Here is a 22852-nt window from a genome sequence, read left to right as displayed (position 1 = left end):
TATCGCTGGCGGAACCGCACGAAACCACCCAGCTTCGCCGTATGCATTTCTGTTCAGGAGGCCCTGCATGACCCGTTTCACCCTGGCTGCCGTGGCCACCCTGCTGCTGGTCGCCGCGCCGGTCGTCGCCCAGACGACCGCGCCCCAAGGCGGGCCTCAGACGAAGGGACAGACCCCCGCGCCCGCTGCGCCGTCCGCCGGCCCGACGCCGGGCTCCGAGGAGTGGCTGCGGTTGCGCGGCGAAAGCTACAGCGCCGCCCCGGAGGCCGAGCAAGATCCGACCGAGGTCGCCGAGACCATTCGCCTGAATGTCGGGATCGCCGCCCGCAACGATGCCGCCGAACGTCGTGAAGTCGAGGCGGCCGCCGCTTGGCAAGCGGAGGACTCCCGCTGGCGCGCGGAGACCGCCCGGTTGGAGACGCAGCGTGCGCAGTGGGAGGCCGACGCAGCTGCCGCCGAGGCCGCCCGTCTTCGTTATGAACGCGAGCGCGCCGCCTGGGAGGCGGAGATGGCCGCCTGCCAACGCACCGGTCGATGCCTGCCCTCCGCGCCGAAATACTGAAGCACGGCCTGTAACCTTCCGGCCCGACCGGTCGTCGTCGCGGTCGGCGGCGTTGCGCCCCGCCCACGGTCGTGAGACCGTTCGGCCCGAACGGCGCAGGCCCGGGGATGACCATGACCGACAGCATCCCCGAGCCTCCGACAGAGCCTCCGAAGCCGCGCGCGGATCGCCCCTTGTCCGGGGGCCGCACCGATGTCTGGCGACACCCCGCATGGGTCAGGCTGGCGCATTGGCTGAACGTCGTGGCCGTCGTTGTGCTGATCATGAGCGGGCTCAACATCCTGCTGGCGCATCCGCATCTGTACTGGGGCGTCCGCTCAACCTTCGCCGACCCATGGCTCAGCACACCGACCCCGCCGGACTGGCTGCTGATCCCGCAGGGCCGCAATCTGGCCGAAGCGCGCAACTGGCATTTCCTGTTCGCCTGGGTCTTTGTCCTGAATGGCCTGGCCTATCTGATCTTCGGCCTGATCAGCCGCAGATTCGGCCGCCGCCTCTGGCCGACGGGTGCAGATCTGAGGGGCATCGGACCCTCAGTCGTGGAGCACGCCCGCTTCCACTTCCCGACCGACGACCACGCCCGGACCTACAACGTCATCCAGAAGCTGACCTATCTGGCCATGATCCTGCTCGTCCTGCCGATGATGCTGGTCACCGGCCTGTCGATGTCGCCCGGCTTCAACGCCGTCGGCGGGGTGCTGCTGGAGATCATGGGCGGGCGGCAGTCGGCGCGGACATTGCATTTCATCTCGGCGGGGCTGATCGTCGGCTTCATCCTCATCCATGTCGGCCTGGTTATCTGGACCGGCCTGTTCAACAACATGCGCTCAATGATCACCGGCTGGTTCGTCATAGAGCCGCCGGGCTCCACGGCGGGGCCGAAACTTCGGCGCAAACCACGGGCCGGTGCGGGAGACACGCCATGAACCGTCGCCGCTGGTTAACCGGCGCCCTCGCCACGGCCGCCACCGCCATGCTCGCCGCCTGCGGCCAGGCCGGGACCAGTCTCGCCGAACAGGCGCGGCGGATGGGCGAGGGTCTGACGCGGCGAGCGCAACGTCTGCTGATCCCGCGGGACGCCCTGGCTCCGACGTACAGCCGGGCCGAGATCTCCCCCGACTTCCGCGCCAACGGCTCGGTCGATCCGGCGGCCGCGGACTACAAGGCGCTCAAGGCCGATGGCTTCGCCGCCTACCGGCTGGTCATCGACGGTCTGGTCGAAAGACCCCTCTCGCTGAGCCTGAGGGAACTGCGCACCCGCCCCTCGCAGAGCCAGATCACCAAACACGACTGCGTCGAGGGCTGGACCTCGATCGCCGAATGGACCGGCGTTCGGCTTGAGACCTTGCTCGACGAGGCCGGGCTGAAGCCCGAGGCGCGCTACATCGTCTTCCACTGTTTCGACGCCCTCGATCAGCAGGAGGATGGAGAGCGCTATTACGAGAGCATCGACCTGGTTGACGCCCGGCACCCCCAGACAATCCTGGCCTATGTGATGAATGGCGAGACCCTGCCGGTCCCGCACGGCGCGCCCCTGCGCCTGCGGGTCGAACGGCAGCTAGGCTACAAACACGCCAAATACATCCGGCGAATCGAGGCCGTGGAGAGCTTCGCCCACCTCGGCGGCGGCAAGGGCGGCTATTGGGAAGATCGGGGCTACGAGTGGTTCGCGGGGATATGAGACACTCCCTCTCCCGTTGAGACAGGGCTTGAACCTCCGAGAGTGGAGCGATCGGTGAAGGCGAAAGGGTGAGGGTCGCCTGTCCGGGGGCGTCTTCGCCGCCTCAGCCAGCCGACCCTCATCCGGCCCATCAGGCCTCCGCGCCCTCTTTCCGCTTCTGCATCATGGCGTCGAAACTGCCCCAGACGCCCTCGGCGCCGTGCCAGGCGCCGGTGGTGGCGGCCTTGGAGTATTCGGTGGCGCGGGCCTCGAAGAAATTGGCGTGTTCGACACCCGACAGCATCGACTGCAACCAAGGTAGCGGGTTCTCCTTGACGCCGTACACCTCCGGGAGGTGCAGCTGGCGCAGGCGCCAGTCGGCGATGAAGCGGATATACTGTTTGATGTCGTCCGGCGTCATGCCGTTGACCGGCCCCATCTCGAAGGCCAGGTCGATGAAGCGGTCCTCCATCTCGACCACGGTCTTGCAGCATTCGACGATGTCGTCGGCGACCTGGGGCGTGACGGCCCCGGTCTCCTTGTTGAAGGCGTGGTACAGTTTGATGATGCCGTCGCAATGCAGGCTCTCGTCGCGGACCGACCAGCTGACGATCTGGCCCATGCCCTTCATCTTGTTCTGGCGGGGGAAATTCATCAGCATGGCGAACGAGGCGAACAGCTGAAGCCCTTCGGAGAAGCCGCCGAACATGGCCAGCGTCCGGGCGATGTCGCCGTTGGTCTCGACCCCGAACCTGCCCATGAAGTCATGCTTGTCGCGCATGGCCTCGTATTCCATGAAGGCCCCGAACTCGCTCTCGGGCATGCCGATGGTCTCGAGCAGCAGGGCGTAGGCCGCGATGTGGATGGTCTCCATGTTGGCGAAGGAGGCCAGCATCATCTTGACCTCGGTCGGTTTGAACACCCGACCGTATTTTTCCATGTAGTTGTCCTGGACCTCGATATCCGCCTGGGTGAAGAAGCGGAAAATCTGGGTCAGCAGGTTGCGCTCGGACGGCGTCAGATTGACCGCCCAGTCCTTCATGTCCTCGCCCAGCGGCACCTCTTCGGGCATCCAGTGGACCTGCTGTTGCTTCTTCCACATGTCGAACGCCCACGGGTAGCGGAACGGCTTGTAGGCCGCCGAGGCGGTGAGCAGGCCGGGCGTGGTGGGCTTGATCGAGGCGTGCGCGTTCATCGGTACTGGGGCTCTGGGTACAGGACTCTGGCGGCGAATCCGGGGGATGCATTCACCATGCGGTCGCACGCGCCCGGCGCCAAGCCGAAATGCGGCTATATTGCGATCACTTTTTCCGCGACCGCTAGATGTGGTAGGTAAACCGGACTCAGCTGGGGACGCCGCTGGGGACAAACCCAAGCCCTCCCTATGGCGGACCGGGCCGGTCTTGGGCGCGGACGGTCGGGTGACGCGTTAGCCTGACCGGCGCTTGGCGCCCGAGCCCTGCGATCCGCGGCGGGCGCAGTTCCTGCGCTGGATGACCTTCGTCCCGGCGGTGGTCTATTCGATGTTCTGGGTGCGGGACGAGCCGTCTCGACTGCCGGGCGATGATCTCGCCGCCCAGGAGATGATCAAGGTCCGCACCGCCGAACGCGTCGCCGACTGCCGGGCGGCGATGGAAAGCCGGATCACGCCGGGGCGTTTCCCTCTTGGCGCAGAGCTGACGGTTCTGGACCTGTATGTGTCGGTGGTCAGCCGCTGGACGCCGCACCGCAAGCGATTCCATGAGGTCGCCCCGCGCATGGGCGAGCTCATGCGGCGCGTCGACGCCCTGCCCGAGCTGACGGCCTTCTGGGCCGAGCGGTTTCCGCTGGTGGGTCGATACGGCAGCTAGAGTTTCAGGCCGCCTCGGCCTCAAGGGTCACGCGGGCGGCCGGAAGGTCGCCGGACAAGGCCCGGTTCACCATCGACAGCAGGCCGGCCTGATTGATCGGCTTGGCCATGTGGGCGTTCATGCCGGCGGCGAGGCAGCGGGTGACATCCTCGGGCATGGCGTCGGCGGTCATGGCCACGATGGACAGGGCCTCCCCCGTGTCCGGGATGGCCCGGATGCGGCGCGTGGCCTCCAGCCCGTCCATGATCGGCATCCGGACATCCATCAGCACCAGATCGAAGAGCTGTTCCGCCACAGCATTGAGCGCCTGTTGCCCGTCGCAAACCTCCACCACCTCGCAGCCGAAAGCCTCCAGCATGATGCGGGCGACCTCGCGATTGACCGGATGGTCGTCGACGACCAGCACGCAGGGCGCGCGGTCGGACTCCTCGATGGGGGGCGCGGTTTCCACCGCCGGAGTTATATCCTCGATGGCGTCGGCGGCGCGCTCGAACGGGAGGTGGAGGATGAAGGTCGAGCCCTCGCCGACGCGGCTGTCGACGTCGATCCGCCCGCCCATGCGGCGCACATGGCGGGCCGCCAGAGCCAGACCGAGCCCGACGCCCGAATGATTGCGCCGGATCGAGGCGTCGCCCTGGGCGAAGGCCTCGAACAGCTCGGGCAGGACCGACGGCTCAATGCCGCAGCCGGTGTCCGAGACCCGGATGCAGACGCCGTCGCCGGCGCGATCCAGCCGCACCACGACCTCGCCGCGCTCGGTGAATTTGACCGCATTGGCGACCAGCGGATGCAGGGCCTGGCGCAGGGCGCGCCGGTCGGCGGTGAAGCGGGCCTGGGCCGGCAGCCGGTCGTCAATGGTCAGTTTCAGCCCACGCGCCTCGGCGGCGGCGAGGCTGGTCGCGACCGTCTTGCGAGCCACAGCGGCGAGGTCGAGCGGCTCGTTTGTCAGGGTGTCGTCGCCGCGGGCGAAGTCGAGGATATCCTCGACCAGCATCAGCAGGCCGTCGCTGGACTCCTTTATCTGACGGGCCTGGCGGACGGCCTCAGCATCCAGCCCCGGCCGTCCGGCCAGAACATCGGCGAAGCCGGCCACGCCGTTCAGAGGCGTGCGCATTTCGTGGCTCATCATGGCCAGGAAGCGGGAGCGGGCCGCCGCCGCATCCTCGGCTGTTCGCCGGGCCTCCTGGGCCGCAAGGGTGCGGGCCCGCAGACGGGTCTCAAGCTGGCGGCGTTCCGTCATCACCGTCGAGATCGGCAGTACGGTCGCAACCATGGCTAGCAGGTACAGATTGTAGATGCCCAGCCGACGCAGCATGGGCGAAACCGCCTCCAGACCCGGAACCTCAGCCAGCCGGGTCAAATGCACGGGGCCATGGCCCGTCAGGGTCGCTGTGCCGGTGATGGCAGCCAGCAGGATCAGTGCGACCGCGCTCTTTGTCGGCGACAGCCGCAAGGCCATCAACAGCATGGGCGGGAATGTCAGATAGGCCACAGACAGGTCGTCCTGCCAGAAGACTGCCGTCGTCACGACCAGCATCAGCCCGAACAGGCCGATGGCCTCGGGCGCTTGCGCTCGGGTCATGCCCTCGAACCGGTGGGCGCGCGCCACCAGCAGGAGGATCGGCGTGACCAGCAGCAGACCGAGGAACTCGACGATGAAGAAGGAATAGAGGTTGAACAGCACGACGGTCGTCAGTTCGCTCTGGCGGATCAGCAGCACGAGGCCGTAGCCGACGAAGGTGGCCACCGTCACCGTGGGCGCCGCGGCGTACAGACCAAACGCCAACAGCCGCCGCGGCCGGCGCATGTCCAGGGCCGCGCCGCACACCCGCCGGGCCAGAAGGGCGGCCAATGCCGCCTGGCCCAGGTTCAGCAGGGCGTTCACCCACATCAGGACGCCGGGGTCGCCCCGCAACAGATTGCTGAACAGATTGATGGTGAAACAGGCGGTCAGCACCGCGACGGCCGGGCGGCGGTGCAGTTGCAGCAACGCCGCGGCCATGATGCCGTTCGACAGCCAGACGACGACCGTACCATAGGTCGCCACGCTCCAGTGGCCGATCAGCTGCGATGCAGCAAAGAGCAGCACATAGACCCAGGCCGGCGGGCCCGCAACGCGACCTGCCTCATGCCTGAAAAGACGCCAATGACCCCGCAACCGGTTTCCTCCGGCCATACTCAATCCAGCACGGTTAAGGGGAAGGCGTAAACAAATCGGGCGCCGTGATGTGCGGCCCATCCTGTCAGGCGTTGGAGGCCTGAAACGCCTCGCGCGGCCGGAAACGACGCCAAATGACCCACAGCAGCAGCGCAGTCGCCACGCCCACGGTGTCGGCGAGAAGGTCGCCCCAGCTGGGATCGCGACCGATGTAGCGCTGCACCACCTCGACGGCGGCCCCGAGCGCGATCGCCAGCAGCGCCGCCCAGGTCCGCGGCAGGCGCCGGAACAGCACGCCGAGGCTCCACAGGATCAGGCCGAAGGCGATGAAATGCGCCGCCTTGTCCCAGATCAACCGCTCGGAATCGATGGCCCCGCCGGGCGAGAGCAACAGGCCCATCAAAACCAGGAGCACGACGGCGGCGACGAGACGGAAGAAGGTACGCATACGGTTCAGGGCTTTCCGGGGAGAGGCCGCTTCTATCAGCCCGCGAGCAGTACCCAAACCCCGGTCGCAGCAAACCCGGCGGCCGCGGCCAGTCGGATCCATGCCAGCGGCAGCCGCTTCGCCGCCGTCTCGCCCAGCAGAACGGCGGGGCCGTTGACCAGCATCATCCCCAGGGTCGAGCCGGCCACCACAAGCGGCAGGTTCTGGAACTGCGCCGCCAGCATCGCCGTGGCGACCTGGGTCTTGTCGCCCATCTCAATCAGGAAAAAGGCGGCGGTGGTGGTCCAAAAGACGCCGGCGAAGGTCTTTTCCGTCTGGTCCGGCGCCTCGTCGAACCGATCAGGGATCAGGGCCCAGGCCGCGAAGCCGAGGAAGGCCACGCCGACGCCCCAGCGCACCCAGTCGCCGTCCATGAAGCGCGCCAGCACCGATCCCGCCAGCGCCGCGAAGGCGTGGTTGGCCAAGGTCGCGGCGAATATGCCCAGCAGGATCGGCAAGGGCCGCCGCCACGCCGCCGCCAGCATGATGGCCAACAGCATGGTCTTGTCGCCGATCTCCGCGAGGGAGACGAGGCCGGTCGAGATCAGGAAGGCGTTCCAGGTAAGGTCGGGCAGGACATCATCGTTCGCGGGGGTTCGGCGGACAGACCATTGGCATCCGCAGCCGGCCCCCGCGTGGAAGCACCCTGCGAAGCCAGCGGTCTTGCCGTGATGTCTTGGGGTCCTATCGCTCGCGCCGCGGGCGCTCGCTGCTTGAGGAACGCGCCCTCAAGTCGCCGCGCACTGCGTGCGTGACATAGGGCCACAAGGACCTTTCCGCGCCATCCTCTCCGGGCGAGAGGAAGTGTGTTGACGCGAACCCCGCTGATCGGCGCGGGCGGCTACTCCCCGATGACGGGCGGGTCTGTATCGCCGATGGGGTCGTCGGGCAAGGTCTCGTCGTGCGGGCCGCCGGCGCGACCGGCCTGGCGGCGCTGAACCGCATAGGCGACCAGCCACAGGGCCATGGCCCAGGCCGCCCCCACGCTCCAGCCGGCCAGGACGTCGCTGGCCCAGTGCGCCGCCAGATAGATCCGGGTCAGGCCCACGATCAGGGTCAGCAGCAGGGCGACGCCCAGCACATAGGCCTTGAACCGGCGCCGCGGGAACGCCCGGGTCAGCATGACGCCTATGCTCAGATAGAAGACCGCCGACAGCAGGGCGTGGCCCGAGGGGAAGCTGGCGTTGATGGTCTCCACGGCCTGATACGCCGCCGGAGGCCGGTCGCGCTCGAACACCGCCTTCAGTCCCTCGCTCAGCGCCACCCCGCCGGCCAGACCCAGCACCAGCAGCAGGGCCGAAAGGTGTTTGCGCTGCAGAATCAGGAACAGCACCACGATGACGCCGAACAGGCCGAGGACCGAAATCCCGCCCAGCGACGTCAGGTCAAGCGCGGCGGTCTCGAGCCATCTGGGACCCCAGCCGTCGGCGGACCCGCCCGGCCGCAGCGCCAGCAGCACCGCCTGGTCGAAGGCCCGGCTATCGGCCTCGGCCATGTCGGCGGCCAGATCGACAAAGATCATGATCCCCGCGGCCACCACGAACAGGGCGCTGAGCGCGACGATTTCAGTTCGGGCAATATGCCAGGCGCGCCGAAAAAATGAGACGGTCCGGGTTGATGTCATCGGTCGCTAACGGTCCCGCTTGTGGGACGTTCCACTCACGCGTTCGTGATGCCCAAGGGAGTCTCCTGTCACGCCCGCGTCGCGGCCCGTCCACAGGCTCATCCACCGCCTTGAGAGCGATTCGGGCAGAAAGTGATCGTCAACCCCGTTGACGGTTGGTTAGCCATCTGCGCCCCATATCTGGGCGTGGGGAACGTCTCCGACCACAAGATGATGTGGTTGGCGACGTGGGGCTCCGCATCGATCCAGTTCAAGGGCGACAGCATTATGGCCGGCGGCGAAGCGTTGAAGACAGTGGAATTCCAGCCGGTTGCGGGAGGCGATACGGCTGCGCGTCCCCATCTCTCCGTGGTGCGCTCGCTTCAGCTTGACCGGACCCGTGACGACCTGCTGACCGACTTCGGCAAGAAGACGCTGGAGGATCGCTACCTGCTCGCCGGCGAGAGCTATCAGGACATGTTCGCCCGCGTCGCCACGGCCTATGCCGACGACGAGCGGGACAATCCCGGCCACGCCCAGCGCGTCTATGACTATATGTCCAGGCTGTGGTTCATGCCCTCGACGCCGGTGCTGTCGAATGGCGGCGCCGACCGCGGCCTGCCGATCAGCTGTTTCCTGAACGCGGTGTCCGACAGTCTGGACGGCATCCAGTCGGTCTGGAACGAAAATGTCTCGCTGGCCTCGAACGGCGGCGGCATCGGCACCTATTGGGGCGGCGTCCGGTCGATCGGCGAGAAGGTCAAGGGCGCGGGCCAAACCTCGGGCATCATCCCCTTTATCCGCGTGATGGACTCCCTGACGCTGGCGATCAGCCAGGGCTCGCTGCGCCGCGGGTCGGCCGCCGTCTACCTCGACGTCCACCACCCCGAAATCGAGGAGTTCCTCGAGATCCGCAAACCCTCGGGAGACTTCAACCGCAAGTCCCTGAACCTTCACCACGGCATCAACATCTCGGACGCCTTCATGGAGGCGGTCCGCGACGGCCGGACCTTCGACCTGCTGTCGCCCAAGGACAAGGCGGTGGTGAAGACCGTCGATGCCCGCGCCCTGTGGCAGAAAATCCTCGAGATCCGCCTGCAGACCGGCGAGCCCTATCTGATCTTCTCGGACACGGTGAACCGCCAGATGCCGGAACATCAGCGCGACCTGGGCCTGTCGGTGAAACAGTCGAACCTGTGCAGCGAGATCACCCTGCACACCGGCCGAGACCACCTGGGCGTCGACCGGACCGCCGTCTGCTGCCTGTCCTCGGTCAACGCCGAGATGTTCCTGGAGTGGCGCGAGGAACCCCGCTTCATCGAGGATGTGATGCGTTTCCTCGACAATGTACTGGAGGATTTCATTCGCCGCGCCCCGCCGGCGATGGCCGCGGCGGTTTACTCCGCCAAGCGCGAGCGTTCGGTGGGTCTGGGCCTGATGGGCTTCCACAGCTTCCTGCAAGCGCAGGGCGTGGCCTTTGAGAGCGCCATGGCCAAGTCGTGGAACATGCGGCTGTTCAAACATCTGCGCCGCGAGGCCGACAAGGCCAGCCGCCTGCTGGCCGAAGAGAAGGGCGCCTGCGAGGACGCCGCCGAGCGCGGCGTGCTGGAGCGCTTCAGCCACAAGCTGGCCATCGCCCCGACCGCTTCGATCTCGATCATCTGCGGTGGCACCAGCGCCGGCATCGAGCCGATCCCGGCCAACATCTATACCCACAAGACCCTGTCGGGTTCGTTCGCGGTCAAGAACCCCTATCTGGAGCGGCTGCTGGGCGAGAAGGGCATCGACACCACCGAGGTCTGGTCCTCGATCCTCGAGCACGAGGGCTCGGTCCAGCATCTTGAAGGCCTGACCGACGACGAGAAGTCGATCTTCAAAACCGCCTTCGAGCTGGACCAGCGCTGGATCGTCGAACTGTCGGCAGATCGGGCCCCGGAAATCTGCCAGGCCCAGTCGATCAACCTGTTCATCCCGGGCGACGTCAACAAATGGGACCTGCACATGCTGCACTGGTCGGCGTGGGAGCGGGGGGTGAAGTCGCTCTACTATCTGCGCTCGAAATCGGTTCAGCGCGCCGCTTTCGCGGGCGCGGAAAACAAGGTTGAGGCCGAGATCGACCCCAATCAGCCGGATCTCTTCAGCGCCGCCCGCACCGACTATGACGAGTGCCTGGCCTGTCAGTAAAGCGTCCACGACGTTAACCGCGCCGTGACCGCGCAACCTCGGTATATGGCCGACGTTCGTCCGCGTGAGCAGAAGTCTGTTGGTGGTTCGCCCCGCATCGTGCAGGGTTGCACTCGTTAACGGATCGGGAGGACCGTTGATGCGTATGACGGTTGTTGCGTTCGGAGTGTTGGCGACTGTGGCCTGTGCGGCCCCGGCGTTCGCTGTTCAATCGCCACCCGGGTCCCGCGCACCGCAGGTGGCCTTGTCCAACGCCTGGATTGTCACCCCCGAACGCCCCACCACGGTCTCCGACCTGCTGACCCGGCTCGACCGCGAGTCCCGCTTCGCCGCCGCGGACCGCGCCGATTTCGGCCCCGACGACGGCTGGACCGGCTACTCCCCTGCCCGCGATCGCACCTCGCCCTGGGTCGCTTCCAGCCGCGACGTCTGGTTCGAGAACAGCGCTTTCGACGATCGGCTGCGGCTACGCACCGAGGGGCCCGTGCGTCGGGTCGATGGATCGCCCCTGCCGCCCGGACCGCTCGATCCGGCGGCCTATGAGGCCGCACATTACGACCTGACCTATACTCGCGGCTGGACCGAGATCCTCGGCCAGACGGCGTCGGGCCTCGACGTAACCCTGACGCCCCATGTCGGCGTCGGCGTCGGCTCGCGGGGCGGCACGACCGAGGCCGGGGCGACCCTGCGTATCGGACCGGACCTCGACCACCTGGTGCCCGACGGCGAAGAGGCGTTCGGCCAGCGGCCGCGCTGGTATCTGTATGCGGCCGGTTCGGGGCGGGCGGTCGGCTACAACTGGGCCCGCAACCGCGACGGCGACTACGACCGCTCGGGCATAAGCCAGGACAAGGGTGTGTTCATGGGCGACGCCTCCCTCGGCGTGGCCATGCGGCGCGGCGCGGTCCAGAGCTCGTTCGGACTGATCTACCGCGAGATCGGCGTCGAAGGCCTGCGCGCCGGACATGGCATCGATACCGACGTCTCCGAAGGCGTCATCGCTTTTCAGCTGTCGATCAAACCCGAATAGGGATTAGGTTTCAGGGATCAGGCAGTAGGCAGTAGGCAGTAGGTGAGAGCCAGACTGCGGCTGATCTCCAAGCCCCCTGAGCCCTATTGCCTACTGCCTACTGCCTCCACGCGGGCCACGCCCTCCCGACGATTGTCCGCCCCTCCGTCCCAGGCCCAGCCGTCCGGACCCTGACGCCATATTCCGCCATGCAAGCCCGAAGTTTCGCTGTCGTTGGGCCGCAAGGTCACGCCGCGCGCCGTCAGCCCCGCCCGCAAGGCCTCGGAAAACCGCTCGGTATCCGCGCCGAACCCGTCGCCCCGCGCCACCAGATTGGGCAGGTTGAACGCCGTCTGGACGGGCAGTCCCCAGTCCAGCACCGCGATCAGCGCCCGGGCGTTATAGGCCAGGATCGAGGACCCGCCCGGCGAGCCCAGGGCTCCGACCAGCCGCCCTTGGCGATCAAGGATGAGAATGGGCGCCATCGACGAGCGCGGACGCTTGCCCGCCGCCACGGCGTTGGCCACAGGCGCGCCGTCCGGCCGTGTCGGGGCGAACGAGAAGTCGGTCAGCTCATTGTTGAGGAAGAAGCCCGCCGCCATCCGGCCCGAGCCGAACACGCTCTCGACCGTGGTGGTCATGCTGACCGCATTGCCCTCGGCGTCGACGATGACGAAATGCGAGGTTCCCGCCGGCTCGTTCGTGGCGTCCGGCCCGGCCAGCATTCCGCCCGGCGGCGTCCCCGCCTCGGCCGCCCCGGTCAAGCCAGGCGCCAGGGCCGCGCGCGCTCCCGTATACCCCGGGTCCAGCAGCCCCTGCACCGGCACACGAACAAAGCCGGGGTCGCCGACGTACCGGTCGCGATCGGCGTACATCAGCCGCTGTAGCTGGGCGAAGGCGGTCCAGGCCTCGGCGCTGTCGGGACCCAGGGCAATGTCGGGCGTCCGCTCGGCCATGGCCAGCAGCTGCAGCACCGCCACGCCGCTGGACGGCGGCGGCGGCACGCAAATCACATAGATCCGGTAGGGCCGGCACAGGGCCCCGCGCTCGATCGGCTGATAGGCGGCGATGTCCTGGGCCGTCAGCGCCCCCGGCCGCGGTTCCTCCGCCACCGTGGCGGCGATCTCGCGTGCGATCCGGCCGCGGTAGAAGCCCTCGGCCCCGCCCGTCGCCAGCTCGGCCACGGTGTCGGCATAGTCGGCGTTGCGCAGCACGTCGCCTGCGACGTATCGCTCGCCGTCGGCCCGGGTGAAATAGGCATTGGCCCAACGCGTCCGCGCCTGCCCCCGCGTGGCGGCGATGAAGCCCGCCAGCCGTGGGCTGACCACAAAGCCGTCGCGCGCCAGCCGTTCCGCCTCGCCGAACAGGGCGCTCCACGGCAGCCGGCCATGCGCCTCCTGCGCCATGGCCAGCATGGCCACCGCCCCGGGGGAGCCGGTCGACCGCCCACTCAGGATGGCGTCGCCGATCCCAAGGGAGCGTCCGTTCTCAAGGAACAGCTCGGGCGTCGCCGCCGCCGGCGCGGTTTCGCGTCCGTCATAGCTGGTGACCTCGCCGGTCCGGGCGTCGAACACCATCATGAAGGCGCCCCCGCCGAGACCCGAGGACTGCGGCTCGACCAGACCCAGAACCGCTTGCACGGCCACGGCCGCATCGACCGCCGAACCGCCCTCGCGCAAGACCTTCAGCCCGGCCTCGACCGCCAGCGGATTGGCCGCCGCCACGAAGGGGCCGCGCGCCATCGGAGCCTGGACCGCCGTGGGCGCCGGGACGGGCGCCGGGAGGGGCGCCGCGGGTCCGGACTGCGCCCAAGGCCCGGGCTCTCCGCCCGCGCAACCCGCCAGCGCCATCGACGCCGCAATGACGGCGGCCGTAACGGCCCGCAGGGGCCGGGGCGGGAAGGCGATCATGGCGGACTCACTGGAGGCGGATTCGGGAGGGCGGCGCACCTTGGCCCGCGGTCCGCCCGAACGGAACCCCCCGTCCCTCCGGCCCTTCCCTGCGCGGCCGGAAAGGAACACCGAAAACCCGCCGCACAGCCCTTGCCCCCCGCCCCCGCCTCCGCTAGATACCCGCCCTCGCCGTTCGCGGCCAAGCGCGCCCGTAGCTCAGCTGGATAGAGCATCAGACTACGAATCTGAGGGTCGGACGTTCGAATCGTTCCGGGCGCGCCATTTTCCTCATGCAATCAGATAGATGGCTAGTGTAACGCTTGGCTGTGTTTTGACGCCGGGCTGTAACTCGCCCAACCTGCGCCCGCCTTCCCGCTGAATTGGCTCAGTTATTACACGGAAACGAGTCGGGAGCTCTCGACGTGCGCTATTGCGCTTACGCTCAAACGCCCGTCCGACAGTTGCTCCAGACTTCGACTGCTTCTGATTCAAAGCTGCGGTTCGGAAGGTCCGCTGCCGGGAGGCGCTGCAACGTAAACCCGATGCATATCGAGTGCTGCCGGGTCAGGCCGCCTGAACGACGAGGCCCCTTATGATCGTGGCGAACTGGTCGGGCTCCTCGATGAAGGGCAGGTGCGCGCTGTGATCCAGGACGGTCCATGTCTTTTCAGGCGCCTGCAAGGCGTCGAACCATGGACGGACGGTGTCGATCGACGTGATGCGATCCTGGGCGCCGATGACCACATGGACAGGCATCCCGAAATGGACGGCGTTGTCCATGAGAGGCAGCGCCGGTCCGTCCATGACGAAATGACGATGGGCGTCGCGGATTCCGGACGCCAGCCGAAATAGATCCATCAGACTGTATTCGGGAGCCTCCAGCGCCAGGGCTCCCAAGGTGAAGGGCGAGGCGAGGCCGACCACACCACCGCCGTATCGGAACACATCAGGCCCGCGATCCCACTCACGCGCGTCGTCCAGGCGCGCGAGAAGCCGCCGATCCGCCGCGGCTTCCGCGCGGCCGCGCAACCAGACGTCCTGGTGCACGAGTTCAGCCGCGTGCGACACCGTCATGGGACTGACGGCGATCAGCGCGCGCACCAGGTCGGGACGGCGCCGGGCGAGAGCGACGGCGAGATAGGCCCCGTAAGAATGGCCGAGCACGATCACCGGGCCGGTGCGACAGGTCGCCTGCAGATGGGTGATCAGGGCGATCGCGTCATCGACCTCCCGGCTGGTGCGCAACCGCCCGGCCTCGCGCTGCCAGACCCAGGACTTGCCCGCTCCATAACGGTCCCACTGCACGAGCAACGCCTCGCGTTCCAGGCCGCCGGCCCACAGGCGCGACAGATACATCGACGGCATGCCCGGCCCGCCATGCAGAAACAATATGACGGGCGCGTCGCGGGGCTCTCCCCGGATCAGCAGCCATTGGGGTTCGCCATTGATGGGCAGACGCGTCAGGCGAGCCTCGCCCGAAGGTGATCGTGGAGGGGAGGTGGCGGGGCGTTTGACAGCGCGCGCGGCCAGGCTGCGCACGATGTCCGCGGGCGATCGCGTCCACCGCGAACGGAGTGGCAGGTCCCCGGGGCGTGCCGGATTCTGTTGAGCAGAGCGGGAGATGGTTTGACCTCGCCTCCAATGTCGCCAACGGTCGCGCGTCGCGCCGGACGAGTCCACACTGCCGAAGGACACAAGCCATGATCGAAGCGCCCGCAGCGCCGGCGGACTCCGCCAGGCGTCATCCCCTGGTGCGATGGATCGGACCGCTTGTCGGCGTGGCGATCTTCATCGCCGCGGCGATCGCCGTCAGCGTGGAACTGCGCAAGGTCAGTTGGGCGCAGGTGGAAACTGCCGCGGCGTCGACGCCGCTTTCCGCGCTCGGTCTCGGCCTGCTGGCCCTGATCGCGAGCCTTCTGGCCGCATCGACCTTCGACGGACTTGCCCTGCGCTCGCTTGGTCATAACGGCGACTGGCGCCGCACTCGCATCACCTCGGTCCTCGCCTTCGCGCTCGCCAATGTCGGCCCGCCCGGTCTGGCGGTCGCCGGCGGGGTGCGCTTCAGGGCCTATCAGGACCAGGGACTGTCCGGGAGCGATATAGCCGTGCTCAGCGCCATGGCGGCAGGGGTGGGACTGATCGGCGGACTGGCGCTCCTGGGGCTCGGGGCGGCCGGAGCTCTGGTCGATATCGTGACCGAAGCGCACCTGCCCCACTGGGTGGGGCTGCTCGTCGGCGCCTTCGGCCTCAAGGCGCTCGCCACCTATCTTCTGGCGCCGCGATTCGGATGGTTGAAGCCGTTTCTGCCGACACGCCAGACCCGCCTGGCGGTCGTCGCGGCCAGCGCGGCCGAATGGACGGCGGCAGCGACGCTCTTTTATGTACTGCTCCCCGGCGCCGGTTCGCCCAGTCTGCTGCATTTTCTGCCGGTGTTCGCGATCGCGGGCCTGCTCGGCGCCGCAAGCGGGCTGCCCGGCGGGATCGGCCCGTTCGACGCCGTCATGATCGCCGTCCTGGGACCCCGTCTGGGGACGGCCGAGGTCGCCGGCGCCTTGATCCTGTATCGTCTGATCTATGTGATCGGGCCGCTGATCGCGGCCGGAGTGTTGACGGCCTGGCTGGGCGCCCGCGCCCATGTGACGAAGCGCACGTCTGAAATCGGGGAGGCGGTCTGGCGCGAGATCGCGCCGCCGACTTTCGCCTTGCTGACGTTCGCGGCCGGGGTGGTCACCCTGCTATCCGCCGCCACGCCCGATGCGGCGCGGCGGCTGAGCCTGCTGAACGCCCTGGTCCCGCCGGGCCTTGTCGATCTTTCGCACTTCGTCGCCAGCCTGGCCGGAGTCCTCCTGCTCTTTCTCTCATTCGGCCTGGCCAACCGCCTTCGCCGCGCCTGGTGGGGAGGCTTGCTGACCTTGGTCGCCGCAGCCGTGCTGTGCCTTCTGAAGGGGCTGGGGGTCCAGGAAGCGGTGTTCCTGGCGGGGGTTGCGCTCCTCCTGGCCGTCAGCCGTCCCGCCTTTCATCGCCAGGCCGACCTTCGCACCGCCGCGCTTTCGCCCGGCGGCGTCGCCGCCATCATCGCCGTCCTGATCGCCGCCGGCGGTCTCGGCCTGTTCGCCTACGAGGACGTCGCCTATCAGGACTCGCTATGGTGGACCTTTCTGGTCCAGCAAAACGCGCCGCGGTTCCTACGCGCCGCCGTGGGCGCCGGGGCCCTGACCCTGCTGTTGCTCGCCTGGCGGTTCACGCGGCCCACCCAGGCCGCTCAACGCCTCGCCGGCGAAGCGGAATTGGAGCGCGCCGCGCACGTCCTGGCGACCGCGGAGGACGCCACGCCCGAAGCCCAACTGGCCTTCCTGGGCGATAAGGCCCTGATGTTCACACCCGGAGGCAGCTTCGTCCAGTATGGTCAGCGGGGGCTCGTCTGGATCGCCATGGGAGAGCCGGTAGGGCCTCGCGAGGACCGCAACGCCGCCATCTGGGCCTTCAGGGATCTATGCGACCGTAATGGCGCGCGACCGGTCTTCTATTCGGTCCGGCGCGAGAGTCTGGGCGACTTCGTGGATTGCGGCCTGGTCGCGACCAAGATCGGCGAGTCCGCGATCGTCGAACTGGACCGCTTCACTCTCGAAGGCAGCGACCGGGCCGCCCTTCGTCATGTGCTCAATCGTGGCGGGCGGGACGGGGTGACGTTCGACATCGTGCCGTCGGAAGGGTTCGACACCATCGCCGGACGGCTGCGCGAGATTTCAGACGCCTGGTTGGCTCATCACCACGGGGTCGAGAAGGGCTTCAGTCTGGGCCGTTTCGACCCCGCCTACCTGAGGCGCTTTCCGACCGCCGTGCTGCGCCAGCAGGGCCGGATCGTCGCCTTCGCCAATCTCTGGACCACGCCAGACCGGCGCGTACTGTCGATCGACCTGATGCGCTATGGCTCGGATGCGCCCAAAAATAGCATGGACCTGTTGTTCCTTCATCTGATCGCCTGGGGACGAAGCGAAGGCTATGCGGCCTTCGATCTCGGCATGGCGCCGCTGTCGGGCCTGGACGCCCATCGTCTGTCCTCGACCGCCACCCGCCTGGGCCAATTCGTCTATGCCGAGGGGGGCGGCCTCTACGGCTTCGAAGGGTTGCGGGCCTTCAAGCAGAAGTTCGGTCCCCGCTGGGATTCCCTTTATATCGCCGCGCCGACCGGCTGGATGCTGGGGCCCGCGCTGGCCGACGCCGCCTTGCTGTCGAGCGGCGGCCTTCTCGGCGCACTGCGATGAAGGCGCGAAGCGCCCATGATCAGGTTGGCGTATCGGCCCGATCCGCATGGGCCTCCAACACCCGGGTCAGAAGCGCGATCTGCTCCTTCTGCCTGGCCAGCAACTCCTCCATCTCCCGGGTGCGCATCTGGTCCAGCTTCTCGTGCAGGGCCATGATCTCGATCTCGGCCTTAGGTTGACCTCATAGTCGTGGGCCGCATCCAGCCGGTCCTTGGCGGCCTGACGGTTCTGGCTAATCAGGATGACCGGGGCCTGGATCGGCCGCGAGCATCGACAGAAGCAGGTTCAGAAAGATGAAGGGGTAGGCGTCGAAGGCCGATCTGGCGAGCGGGATATTGGTCCCGGTCCACATCACCAGAAACACGCCGAAACTGATGGCCCAGGAGCCGCCGAAGCTGGCGACCCGATCGGCCATCCTTTGCCCGAAGGTCAGACCGTCGTCGAAGGTCGCATTGGGATCACGCGCCACGGTTTGGCGGGCCGCGGCCCGGTGAAGCACCCGGCGTTCCCGCTCCGTCAAGGCCTCCGGTGTCCGGCCGAACCAATGCTTGGCGGCCTGGGTCAGATCGGAGTGGGGCGTTTCCGTCACGGGCGAAGGTCTCCGGCGGATTGGGGCGAAGCGACTCGAGGATCCGTGCGGTCGCCTGGCCGCCCCTCGACCATCAAGGCGCTCAAACAGGGACGTATGCCTCATGGATGTCAAACCGCCCGGTTCGAGTTCGCGATGGGGACTCACCCGGTCGGTTGAAAAGGGGGCCGGTTCGTCGAGAGCGTCGCGGACGGCCGGAAGCGGTTCCTTTCGGTGATCGGCTGCTCGGCGCATACGCTGAACGAACGGATCAAGAAGGCGGAGATCGACGGCACCCGCCCTTGGCCTCCCGACGCAAGAATCCAGAAGCGCCCTCCGCGACTCAAAAGCGAAGCGCGCCGTCCTGAACGGTGGTCTCCGGGTTTGGGATGACGCCGACCGCATGGAGCTCGATCTTCGACAGAACATCGATCAGGACGCTGATCTCCAGAGGTTTGGCTACGAAATGCTCGATGCCATGCAATCTGCCCTCACGCCGCACCTCGTCGGAGACATCCCCGGACAGGAGCACGATCGGGGTGGGAACCACGCCCAGACTCTCCTTGTTCCTCCGCATCATCGCCGCGGCCTGCAGGCCGTCGCAGTCCGGCATGCGAAGGTCCAGAATGACCGCATCGAACGCGCCGCACCGGAAGGCGTCGACCGCCGCGGCGCCGCCATCCACGATCGTCGAATCGATGCCCAGTGAGTCCAGCACCGCCTGCAGCACCTGGCGATTGACGGCGTTGTCATCCGCGGCGAGAATTCTCAGGCTGGACAGAGAAACCTCGTCGGGCTCGGGCGTCGCGATTTCGGGCCTCATGGCCCCGGCGGGCGCGAGCGGCAGCGTCAGGGTGAACGCGCTGCCTTTGCCGCGCCGACTCTCCACGATCAGGTCGCCGGACATCAGGCGCGCCAGGGATCGCGATATCGTCAAGCCCAGACCGGTGCCGCCGAACCGGTGACTGATCTTCGCATCGGCCTGGCCGAACGGCCTGAAAAGGCCCTCGACCGTTTCGGCGGACATTCCCATCCCGGTGTCGCGCACGGCAATGCGCAGGCCGCCGTCCTCCGGCTGATCAACCAGAATTTCGACGCGACCGGCGTGCGTGAACTTGACGGCGTTCGAGACCAGATTGGTGCATATCTGGCCGAGGCGGACGCCGTCGCCCACCCACACGGGCGCCGCCGCCGGATCGATGAAGGTGGTCAACTTGACGCCCTTGGCGGCGGCGGCGGGCGCGAACGTCTGTTCCACGCGGTTAAGGACCTTGTGGAGATCGAAGGGCTCAGCCACCAGGTCCAGCCGCCCCGCCTCGATCTTGGACGTGTCCAGCAGATCATTCAGAAGCACCAGGAGCGCCTCTCCAGACTCCAGCAGAACATCCAGTCGCTCACGTTGCTCTGGCTGGAGCGGTCCCATGGCCATGGCTTGCGCCATGCCGAGCATCCCGTTCAAGGGAGTCCGAATCTCATGGCTGGCCACCGACAGGGCGCGGGACTTCAACTCCGCCATGCTTCGCGCCGCGCGTTCGGCGCGAACCAGCCGCCCCAGCGTCAAGGCGCCGATCAGACAACCGAATATCAAGATCAGCGCGCCCGCCGCCGCGCCGACCGTCCGCACCAGCATGAAAGCCTGACTTCGCCGGACGTGACGGGCCGTGGCGGCCCGCTCTTCCGCCTCGGTCATGGCCTGAACCCGGGCCTGAAGATCGAGCGTCCTGCGCTCGACGGCGCGCGCGTCGAACGGTTGCGCCGCAAGTTGGAGGCGCATCGCCCGCTCGGCTTGTTTCAACGCCTTGACCCGAGCGTTTTGGGCGGGATCGGCACGGGTCATGCCGGCAAGAGAGTCAACCCGCGCCTCGAAAAGCCGGGCTTTCGCCCGCAGCGAGGCTTCGAGCGGCTGATCCCCGCCATGGCGGAGCGCACGCACGACGTCCGCCTGATCCATCGCCGCCTGGTGGGCGTCCCTGACGGCCTTGTGGATCTCGATAGCATGCCGGTCGTCCCGCATGCTCTCCTCGATAACCCAGAGCCCATAGGCCCCCGCCGAGACAGCACCGAGGCTCAGGATCACAAGAGTGGTCGCAGCCAGGCGCAGGACGAGCGTGCGCGCCCCGAGGGAGGCCGCCCCGAGTGAGGCCGCCCCGTCGAACAGGGAACGCAAGGCAGGAATACGGAAAGCCATCGAATGCTCGGGATCAAGGAACGGGGAACCGTGGCGACCTCCGGGAAGAAGGGCAGAGCCCGGGACGGTAGGGGTCGTTGACCGCGCTAGGGACGGTGGTGGTCGTTAACCGCCGCCAGGTTGGACAGAAGGGTTGTTGCGACGGCCTCGCTGATCGGTCCCTGCGACAACAGCAGACGCAGCGCGCTCACGTGCACCTCCACCGACTGCCAGTCCCACCGCCCCCGGATGGTCATCCGGTCCGCGACTTCGCAAAGGCTGTAGGCCGTTCGGTAAAAGGCTCCCGTGTCCAGCAGACCGGCGACATCGACCAAGGCGGTGGCCAGGTCATAGACTTTGGCTTCGTCGGTGACGGACCGGTCTCGACACAGGACGTCCAGCCGGCCGACTACGGCGGACATCTCCAGCATGGCGTCCTCGCGTCGGGCCTCAACACCGGCGTCCGCACGACGAACGGCCTCCTGGACGGAGCACCCGCCGGGCTGGGCGAGTTGACGCGCAAGACCGCTCCTGAACCTGGAAATCTTGACTTCGGTCACAGGGCCACTCTCCGGGGTTTGATCAGCAGGTCGATGTCCGACTGATCCATGTTCGGGTCGTGGGCATCGCCGACATGAGCGGACAGGTCGCCGGCGCGACGGCCGGGCGAGTCCAGCGGCGGGCCGAGGTTGCGTTGGCGACGGTCCGGCCCGACGTAGTCGGCCGACTGGATGAACTCGCGCTCGTCGGACGCCAGCCACAGGATGCGCTGCAGCAGGACCCCCGGGGTCAGCGGCTTGGTGACGACGAAGCTGGCGCCGCAATCCCGACTCGAATGAATCTTCGACAAGGCCGCGTGGCCTGTCAGCATGATCAGGGGCGTTGCGCAAACCGGAGCCGGGGTCTCGCGCCGTAGCCAACGTGCGAAATCATAGCCGTCCATCTCGGGCATGGCGCAATCGACCATGATCAGATCGACCGTGCGCCGCTTGATGATCTCGGCCGCCTCGATGGCCGAGCCGCAACGGATCTGCTCCTTGACGCCGAAGCCCTGACAGATCGAGCTCAGGAGATCGAGGGCTTGGGGATTGTCATCGACCAGCAACACCGAGGTGTGCTCCAGATTGACGCGATCATGCGGTCGGGATGCGCGGGCCATCGGCTTAATCGAACAGCATCAGGTCACCGGCCACCGCCCGGCTTCGGTTCTCCGGCCTGGACCGCAGCACGATGCCGCGTATGCGGTTCGCCAGGTCGGCCAGCGGCATCCGGTCGAGCCCTGCCTCAATCGATTCGCCGCGTGCCAGCGCGACGGCGAGGGCGCTGAGGGCATCCAACCTCTGGGTCAACTCGTCCAGGGCCTGGGCCTGGACCAATACTTCCGGACGAGTCTCGGCCGAAGCATGACGCGCATAGCCCGCAACCAGCCCGGCGAGGCCCTCGACTCCCCCGCCGAGGCTCTCGAGCTCCGCCGAAAAGGCGGCGAAGACCGCCATGGTCTGGGTCGGCTCCATCAGAACAGCTCCAGGGCGCCGGCATCGACGATCGGCGCCGGCCGAGCCGGGCGTTGGGCGGGGGTCGGCACATGCTGATCGGTCACGGCCCGCTGCAGGGCCCGGCCGCTGGTTGGCCAGTATTGGACGCGGCGACCGCCCCGGCCGCGCAGGCTGCCGCCGACGACGGTGATGCCCTCATCGCGCAGGAAGCGTTCTGCGAAGTCGGCGTTGGCCAGACCCACGTCCTTGAGGGAGTCGAACATCCGGCCCCCGCCAAACAGCTTGGCTTCAAGCAAATCGCGTCGCGCGCCCGCCTTCAGGCAGTCGTTGATCAGCACTTCCATCGCATAAGCGCCGTAGCGCCGGCCGGCATCGGTGCCGGACCCCGCTCCTTCGGGCAGCAGGAAATGGTTCATGCCCCCGACGCCCGTTTCCGGATCGCGCAGACACATGGCGACGCAGCTGCCCAGAATGGTGGTCAGCATGACGTCGGGGTCGGCGGTGACGAAATGCTCGCCTTGGCCCACATGGATACGCTGGCTCTCGGCGGGGGTCACAGTCACGTCAGCGCCCCGAATACGCCCTCGACCTTGTCCTTCAGCTGCGCGACGGTGAAGGGCTTGACCAGGTAGTTGTTGACCCCGAACTGGACCGCGCGCTGGACCAGCTCCTTGTCGGCCCGCCCGGTCAGCATGATGAAGGCGCAGCCGGCGATCGGCGGATGCGCCCGCACCGCCCGCAGCAGGCCCAGCCCGTCGAGCAAGGGCATGTTGAAATCCGAGATGATCAAGTGCGCCGGCTGGCCGACCATGGAGCGCAGACCCGCCTCTCCGTCGCCGGCCTCCCGGAACTCGCGAAAGCCCAGTTGTTGCAGGCTGGTGCGGATCAGGGCGCGCATGGACGCCTGGTCATCGACGATCAGGGTGTGAATGGCGGCGGCGGCGGGCATCG

At 67.5% G+C, this 22852-nt stretch carries 22 protein-coding genes, 1 tRNA gene and 1 riboswitch; of the genes, 8 read left to right on the top strand and 15 right to left on the bottom strand.

The window, feature by feature from the left end; genetic code table 11:
* Positions 1-67: 67 nt before the first annotated feature.
* The 3 genes from Q8K49_RS06310 to Q8K49_RS06300 all read left to right on the top strand — a co-directional run bounded on the left by Q8K49_RS06310 (position 68) and on the right by Q8K49_RS06300 (position 2243).
* Positions 68-562 (top strand): cell wall hydrolase, encoded by a 495-nt coding sequence (locus Q8K49_RS06310; RefSeq protein ID WP_305304889.1) that lies wholly within the window; start codon positions 68-70, stop codon positions 560-562.
* 113 nt (positions 563-675) lie between these two features.
* Positions 676-1488, top strand: coding sequence for a cytochrome b/b6 domain-containing protein (locus Q8K49_RS06305; protein ID WP_305304888.1), 813 nt, complete (start codon positions 676-678; stop codon positions 1486-1488).
* Positions 1485-2243 (top strand): molybdopterin-dependent oxidoreductase, encoded by a 759-nt coding sequence (locus Q8K49_RS06300; RefSeq protein ID WP_305304887.1) that lies wholly within the window; start codon positions 1485-1487, stop codon positions 2241-2243. The genes Q8K49_RS06305 and Q8K49_RS06300 overlap by 4 nt, the downstream gene beginning before the upstream one ends.
* Positions 2244-2373: 130 nt before the next feature.
* On the opposite strand, the gene Q8K49_RS06295 is transcribed toward Q8K49_RS06300, so the two are convergent.
* The gene (locus Q8K49_RS06295; protein ID WP_305304886.1) at positions 2374-3417 is read right to left on the bottom strand and encodes a ribonucleotide-diphosphate reductase subunit beta; all 1044 of its coding nucleotides are present in this window, start codon (positions 3415-3417) and stop codon (positions 2374-2376) included.
* A 250-nt stretch (positions 3418-3667) separates the two neighbouring features.
* On the opposite strand from Q8K49_RS06295, the gene Q8K49_RS06290 reads away from it, so the two are divergent.
* Positions 3668-4072 carry a hypothetical protein gene (locus Q8K49_RS06290; protein ID WP_370867737.1) on the top strand — a complete coding sequence of 135 codons (405 nt, stop codon included), beginning with the start codon at positions 3668-3670 and terminating at the stop codon, positions 4070-4072.
* A gap of 4 nt (positions 4073-4076) precedes the next feature.
* Here Q8K49_RS06290 and Q8K49_RS06285 read toward each other — a convergent pair whose 3' ends face one another.
* The 4 genes from Q8K49_RS06285 to Q8K49_RS06270 form a co-directional block, all read right to left on the bottom strand.
* Positions 4077-6161, bottom strand: a complete 2085-nt coding sequence (locus Q8K49_RS06285) for an ATP-binding protein (protein WP_305304885.1) — start codon at positions 6159-6161, stop codon at positions 4077-4079.
* 154 nt (positions 6162-6315) lie between these two features.
* Positions 6316-6678: a VanZ family protein gene (locus tag Q8K49_RS06280; RefSeq protein ID WP_305304884.1), complete on the bottom strand. Its 363-nt coding sequence runs from the start codon at positions 6676-6678 to the stop codon at positions 6316-6318.
* A gap of 35 nt (positions 6679-6713) precedes the next feature.
* Positions 6714-7292 (bottom strand): TMEM165/GDT1 family protein, encoded by a 579-nt coding sequence (locus Q8K49_RS06275; RefSeq protein WP_305305165.1) that lies wholly within the window; start codon positions 7290-7292, stop codon positions 6714-6716.
* 183 nt (positions 7293-7475) lie between these two features.
* Positions 7476-7579: riboswitch (yybP-ykoY riboswitch) on the bottom strand.
* Positions 7559-8341, bottom strand: a complete 783-nt coding sequence (locus Q8K49_RS06270) for a phosphatase PAP2 family protein (RefSeq protein WP_305304883.1) — start codon at positions 8339-8341, stop codon at positions 7559-7561. (Overlaps the previous riboswitch by 21 nt.)
* Before the next feature lie 213 nt (positions 8342-8554).
* Between Q8K49_RS06270 and Q8K49_RS06265 the strand changes: the two genes are divergently transcribed.
* Both Q8K49_RS06265 and Q8K49_RS06260 read left to right on the top strand, forming a co-directional pair.
* Positions 8555-10504, top strand: coding sequence for a ribonucleoside-diphosphate reductase subunit alpha (locus Q8K49_RS06265; RefSeq protein ID WP_370867745.1), 1950 nt, complete (start codon positions 8555-8557; stop codon positions 10502-10504).
* A 238-nt stretch (positions 10505-10742) separates the two neighbouring features.
* A complete protein-coding gene (locus tag Q8K49_RS06260; protein ID WP_370867736.1) occupies positions 10743-11534 on the top strand; it encodes a lipid A-modifier LpxR family protein in 792 nt (263 codons plus the stop codon).
* 83 nt (positions 11535-11617) lie between these two features.
* Here Q8K49_RS06260 and Q8K49_RS06255 read toward each other — a convergent pair whose 3' ends face one another.
* Positions 11618-13423 carry a gamma-glutamyltransferase family protein gene (locus Q8K49_RS06255; RefSeq protein ID WP_305304881.1) on the bottom strand — a complete coding sequence of 602 codons (1806 nt, stop codon included), beginning with the start codon at positions 13421-13423 and terminating at the stop codon, positions 11618-11620.
* A 187-nt stretch (positions 13424-13610) separates the two neighbouring features.
* On the opposite strand from Q8K49_RS06255, the gene Q8K49_RS06250 reads away from it, so the two are divergent.
* Positions 13611-13687, top strand: a tRNA-Arg gene (locus tag Q8K49_RS06250).
* 282 nt (positions 13688-13969) lie between these two features.
* Here Q8K49_RS06250 and Q8K49_RS06245 read toward each other — a convergent pair.
* Positions 13970-14944 (bottom strand): alpha/beta fold hydrolase, encoded by a 975-nt coding sequence (locus Q8K49_RS06245; RefSeq protein ID WP_305304880.1) that lies wholly within the window; start codon positions 14942-14944, stop codon positions 13970-13972.
* Positions 14945-15105: 161 nt separating this feature from the next.
* On the opposite strand from Q8K49_RS06245, the gene mprF reads away from it, so the two are divergent.
* Positions 15106-17670 (top strand): bifunctional lysylphosphatidylglycerol flippase/synthetase MprF, encoded by a 2565-nt coding sequence (gene mprF / locus Q8K49_RS06240; RefSeq protein WP_305304879.1) that lies wholly within the window; start codon positions 15106-15108, stop codon positions 17668-17670.
* Positions 17671-17689: 19 nt separating this feature from the next.
* Here the strand turns inward: mprF and Q8K49_RS06235 are convergent, their stop codons facing one another.
* The 8 genes from Q8K49_RS06235 to Q8K49_RS06200 all read right to left on the bottom strand — a co-directional run bounded on the left by Q8K49_RS06235 (position 17690) and on the right by Q8K49_RS06200 (position 22850).
* Positions 17690-17824 (bottom strand): hypothetical protein, encoded by a 135-nt coding sequence (locus Q8K49_RS06235; RefSeq protein WP_305304878.1) that lies wholly within the window; start codon positions 17822-17824, stop codon positions 17690-17692.
* Positions 17825-17902: 78 nt separating this feature from the next.
* Entirely contained in the window at positions 17903-18259 is a 357-nt protein-coding gene (locus Q8K49_RS06230) for a DUF1003 domain-containing protein (RefSeq protein WP_305304876.1), read from the bottom strand.
* Positions 18260-18581: 322 nt separating this feature from the next.
* Positions 18582-20426 (bottom strand): ATP-binding protein, encoded by a 1845-nt coding sequence (locus Q8K49_RS06225; RefSeq protein ID WP_305304874.1) that lies wholly within the window; start codon positions 20424-20426, stop codon positions 18582-18584.
* An 86-nt stretch (positions 20427-20512) separates the two neighbouring features.
* On the bottom strand, positions 20513-20965 hold the full coding sequence (locus Q8K49_RS06220) for a chemotaxis protein CheE (protein WP_305304873.1): 453 nt from the start codon (positions 20963-20965) through the stop codon (positions 20513-20515).
* Positions 20962-21564 carry a response regulator gene (locus Q8K49_RS06215; RefSeq protein ID WP_305304871.1) on the bottom strand — a complete coding sequence of 201 codons (603 nt, stop codon included), beginning with the start codon at positions 21562-21564 and terminating at the stop codon, positions 20962-20964. The genes Q8K49_RS06220 and Q8K49_RS06215 overlap by 4 nt, the downstream gene beginning before the upstream one ends.
* A gap of 4 nt (positions 21565-21568) precedes the next feature.
* Positions 21569-21919: a hypothetical protein gene (locus Q8K49_RS06210; protein WP_305304870.1), complete on the bottom strand. Its 351-nt coding sequence runs from the start codon at positions 21917-21919 to the stop codon at positions 21569-21571.
* Positions 21919-22464: a chemotaxis protein CheD gene (locus Q8K49_RS06205; protein ID WP_305304868.1), complete on the bottom strand. Its 546-nt coding sequence runs from the start codon at positions 22462-22464 to the stop codon at positions 21919-21921. Before Q8K49_RS06205 ends, Q8K49_RS06210 begins: the two co-directional genes overlap by 1 nt.
* Positions 22461-22850: a response regulator gene (locus tag Q8K49_RS06200; protein WP_305304866.1), complete on the bottom strand. Its 390-nt coding sequence runs from the start codon at positions 22848-22850 to the stop codon at positions 22461-22463. The genes Q8K49_RS06205 and Q8K49_RS06200 overlap by 4 nt, the downstream gene beginning before the upstream one ends.
* Positions 22851-22852: the final 2 nt, after the last annotated feature.

The organism is Brevundimonas sp. (genome assembly GCF_030682035.1).
Taxonomy (GTDB): Bacteria; Pseudomonadota; Alphaproteobacteria; order Caulobacterales; family Caulobacteraceae; genus Brevundimonas.
Note: the sequence above shows the minus strand (reverse complement) of the source record. Positions and strands in the feature narration are given on the sequence as shown.